This window comes from Micromonospora phytophila, from assembly GCF_023656545.1.
Lineage (GTDB): Bacteria > Actinomycetota > Actinomycetes > Mycobacteriales > Micromonosporaceae > Micromonospora > Micromonospora phytophila.
In genome coordinates this window covers 1-3,180 of record NZ_JAMOKF010000478.1, presented here as the reverse complement: position 1 = coordinate 3,180, position 3,180 = coordinate 1, and the positions used below count along the sequence as shown (strand labels likewise).

Annotated in this window: 3 protein-coding genes and 1 pseudogene; 3 read left to right on the top strand and 1 reads right to left on the bottom strand. The window is 72.3% G+C overall.

Going from position 1 to position 3,180, the window contains the following annotated elements:
• From NCC78_RS29930 to NCC78_RS29920, 3 genes are all read left to right on the top strand, one after another.
• Window positions 1–417: spermine/spermidine synthase domain-containing protein (locus NCC78_RS29930; protein ID WP_504921292.1), on the top strand; the 417-nt coding region annotated here is incomplete at its 5' end.
• Between the two features lie 166 nt (window positions 418–583).
• On the top strand, window positions 584–1,951 hold the full coding sequence (locus NCC78_RS29925) for a TrkH family potassium uptake protein (RefSeq protein WP_250798726.1): 1,368 nt from the start codon (window positions 584–586) through the stop codon (window positions 1,949–1,951).
• Window positions 1,944–2,624, top strand: a complete 681-nt coding sequence (locus tag NCC78_RS29920) for a potassium channel family protein (protein ID WP_250798725.1) — start codon at window positions 1,944–1,946, stop codon at window positions 2,622–2,624. The genes NCC78_RS29925 and NCC78_RS29920 overlap by 8 nt, the downstream gene beginning before the upstream one ends.
• Before the next feature lie 38 nt (window positions 2,625–2,662).
• Here NCC78_RS29920 and NCC78_RS29915 read toward each other — a convergent pair.
• A pseudogene (locus tag NCC78_RS29915) lies at window positions 2,663–3,180 on the bottom strand (SARP family transcriptional regulator); the annotation flags it as partial.

Below are 3,180 nucleotides of genomic sequence, written 5' to 3'. Positions count from 1 at the left end.
GCCCGGCCCACCGAGATCGTCGTGGTGGAGATCGAGCCGGCTCTCGTGGACTGGCATCGGACGCATCTGGCGGCATTCAGCGAGGGCGCCCTCGACGATCCCCGGGTGCGGGTCGTCACCGGCGACCTGCTGACCTGGCTGCGCTCGACCGACGAGGTGTTCGACGCGATCTGCCTCGACACGGACAACGGACCGGACTGGACCGTCTTCCCGCCCAACGACGCCCTCTACGACGACGACGGGGTGGCCCTGCTCCGCTCCCGGCTGGCCGTCGGCGGCGTGCTGGCGGTCTGGTCCGCCGCGGCCTCCCCCGCGTACGCCGCGCGCCTGGCCTCGGTGATCGGTCCGGTGACGACCCGCCGGGTCGAGGTTCCCCGCGGCGAGCCGGACATCGTCTACCTGGCTCGGCGCGCCTGACCACCGCTCCCGACCCCCCGCCGGCGGGCCCGCTTCCGGTCCGCCCGCCGAACGGGTGTCCCGGCCGTGGGATCATGCGTCCCATGTGCGCAGCGAGCCGACGGGAGACCTGGTCGGGCTGCCCCGGTCACCGCCGGGACGGTACCGACGGGCGGGCCGGTGCGTCGTGCCCCTGCTGATCCGCCAGCCGGTGTGGCGGCGGCGCACCGACCGGTACCGGCATCCCGCGCAGGTGATCACGATCGGCTTCGCGGTGGCCGTGGCCTTCGGCACCGCCCTGCTGTCACTGCCGCTGGCGTCCCGGTCGGGGCACCGCACCGAGCTGATGGACGCCCTGTTCACCGCGACGTCGGCGGTCTGCGTGACCGGCCTCGTGACGGTGGACACCGGCAGCTACTGGTCGGGCTTCGGGCAGGCGGTGATTCTCCTGCTCATCCAGGCCGGCGGGTTGGGGATCATGACCCTGGCGACGCTGTTCACCGTGCTGCTCTCCCGCCGGCTCGGGCTGCGAGCCCGGTTCCTCGCCCAAGCGGAGACGAAGAGTCTGGACCTGACCGACGTCCGCGGGGTGGTCCGCCGGATCGTGCTGTTCAGCCTCGTCAGCGAGGCCGTCGTCGCGGTGGTCCTGACCGTCCGCTTCGCCACTGCCTACGACGAGCCGTTCACGACCGCCCTCTACGACGGCGTCTTCCACGCGATCTCGGCCTTTAACAACGCCGGCTTCTCCACCCGCGCCGACAGCATGATCGGCTACGTCACCGACCCGTGGATCAACCTCACGGTCGCCGCCGCCGTGATCCTCGGCGGCCTGGGCTTCCCGGTCGTGTTCGAGCTGGCCCGCACCTGGCGGCGGCCCGCGCTCTGGTCGGTCATGACCCGCATCACCGTCGCCCTGACCGTCGCGCTGCTGGCTCTCGGCACGATCGTGTTCACGCTGGCCGAGTTCTCCAACCCGAGGACGCTCGGGCCGCTCGACGGGCCGGGGAAGCTGCTCGCCGGTTTCTTCGCCGCCACGATGACCCGTACCGCCGGCTTCAACAGCGTCGACGTCGGCGCGATGCGCCCGGAGAGCCTGCTCGCCAGCGACGTGCTGATGTTCATCGGCGGCGGCAGCGCCGGCACCGCCGGCGGCATCAAGGTCACCACGTTCGGGCTGCTCGCGTTCGTGCTCTGGTCGGAGATGCGCGGCGAGACCCACGTCAACGTCGGCCGCCGCCGCGTGCCGGCGAGCAACCAACGGCAGGCCCTCGCGATCGTGCTGCTCAGCGTCGGCGCGGTGGTCGCCGCCGCGTTCCTGCTGCTGGCCATCACGCCGTACCGGCTGGACGTGGTGCTGTTCGAGGCGGTGTCCGCGTTCGCCACCGTTGGCCTGTCCACCGGGATTACCGGTAGTTTGCCACCGGAGGCGGACCTCCTGCTGGTGGCGTTGATGTTCACCGGCCGGATCGGTCCGCTCACTCTCGCGTCGGCGTTGGCACTACGGGATCGCAACCGCCGCTTCGAACTGCCCGAGGAGAGGACGATCGTTGGCTGAGGTACGCACGGAGCCAGTGGTGGTGATCGGGTTGGGCCGGTTCGGCAGCGCGCTCGCGCGCGAACTGGCCAGGCGGGGCACCGAGGTCCTCGGCATCGACAACCGACCCAAGGTCGTCCAGTCGTTGGTCGGACAACTGCCCCATGTGATCACCGCGGACTCGACCGACATCGAAGCGCTGCGGCAACTCGGCGTCGCCGAGTTCCACCGCGCCGTCGTGGCGATCGGCACCGACATCCAGGCCAGCATCCTCACCACCAGCCTGCTGGTCGAACTCGGCATCCCGGACATCTGGGCCAAGGCCATCAGCAGCCAGCACGGCAACATCCTCGGCCGCGTCGGCGCCCATCACGTCGTGGCGCCCGAGCACGACATGGGTGAACGCGTCGCGCACCTGCTCTCCGGCCGGATCCTCGACTACGTGGAGGTGGACGCCGACTTCGCCGTCATCAAGACCAAGCCTCCCCGCGACGTGGTCGGGATGCCGCTGCGCGAGTCTCGGTTGCGCAGCAGGTGGGGCGTGACGGTCGTCGCGGTCAAACCCGAGACCACGGTGGGCGGACGCCGTCCGACGTTCACCTATGCCACCCCCGACACGGTGCTGAGCTACGGCGACCTGATCCTGGTCGTCGGGGCCGTCGACAACGTCGAACGCTTCGCCGCCACCGAGTAGCGCCACGCCGGCCGTGACGTGACCCGCGGCCGCCGTCCTCACGCTCCGCCCTGGTGGGCGGCGGTCGCTCCGGTGCGGCCCAGCGCGGCGGCGAGGTCGTCGAGGTACCGGGCCACGGGGCCGAAGGTGAGCAGGCCGCTGCCGGCCCCGGCCAGCTCGCCGGCGGCCGGCAGCAGGCGGGCGTACGTCTGCTGTGTCGCGGCGCGGTCGCCGAGGGCGAGAGCCGCCCGGGCGGTCAGGCAGAGACGCGCCTCGTACAGCAGGTCGCGCGGCGACTCCGGTTGGGTCCGCAGCGCGGCGGCGGCGTCGTCGCGGCGACCCGCGGCGAGCAGCACCAACGGGCGAACCCAGGGCTCGTACGGGCCGAAGTCCCAGCTCGGCCAGTCGGCCGGTTCGCCACGCCCTTCCCCCGGAGCCGACCCGGGCTGCGGGGCGGCGGTGCCCTGGAAGCGGAGGGACAGCAGGGCGAGGGGAAGCAGACCGTCGGCCAGGCCGGGCATTCCGCTGCCGCCGAGGCGGGCCGCCTCGGCCCGGTACGCGGCTTCCGCTTCGGCCC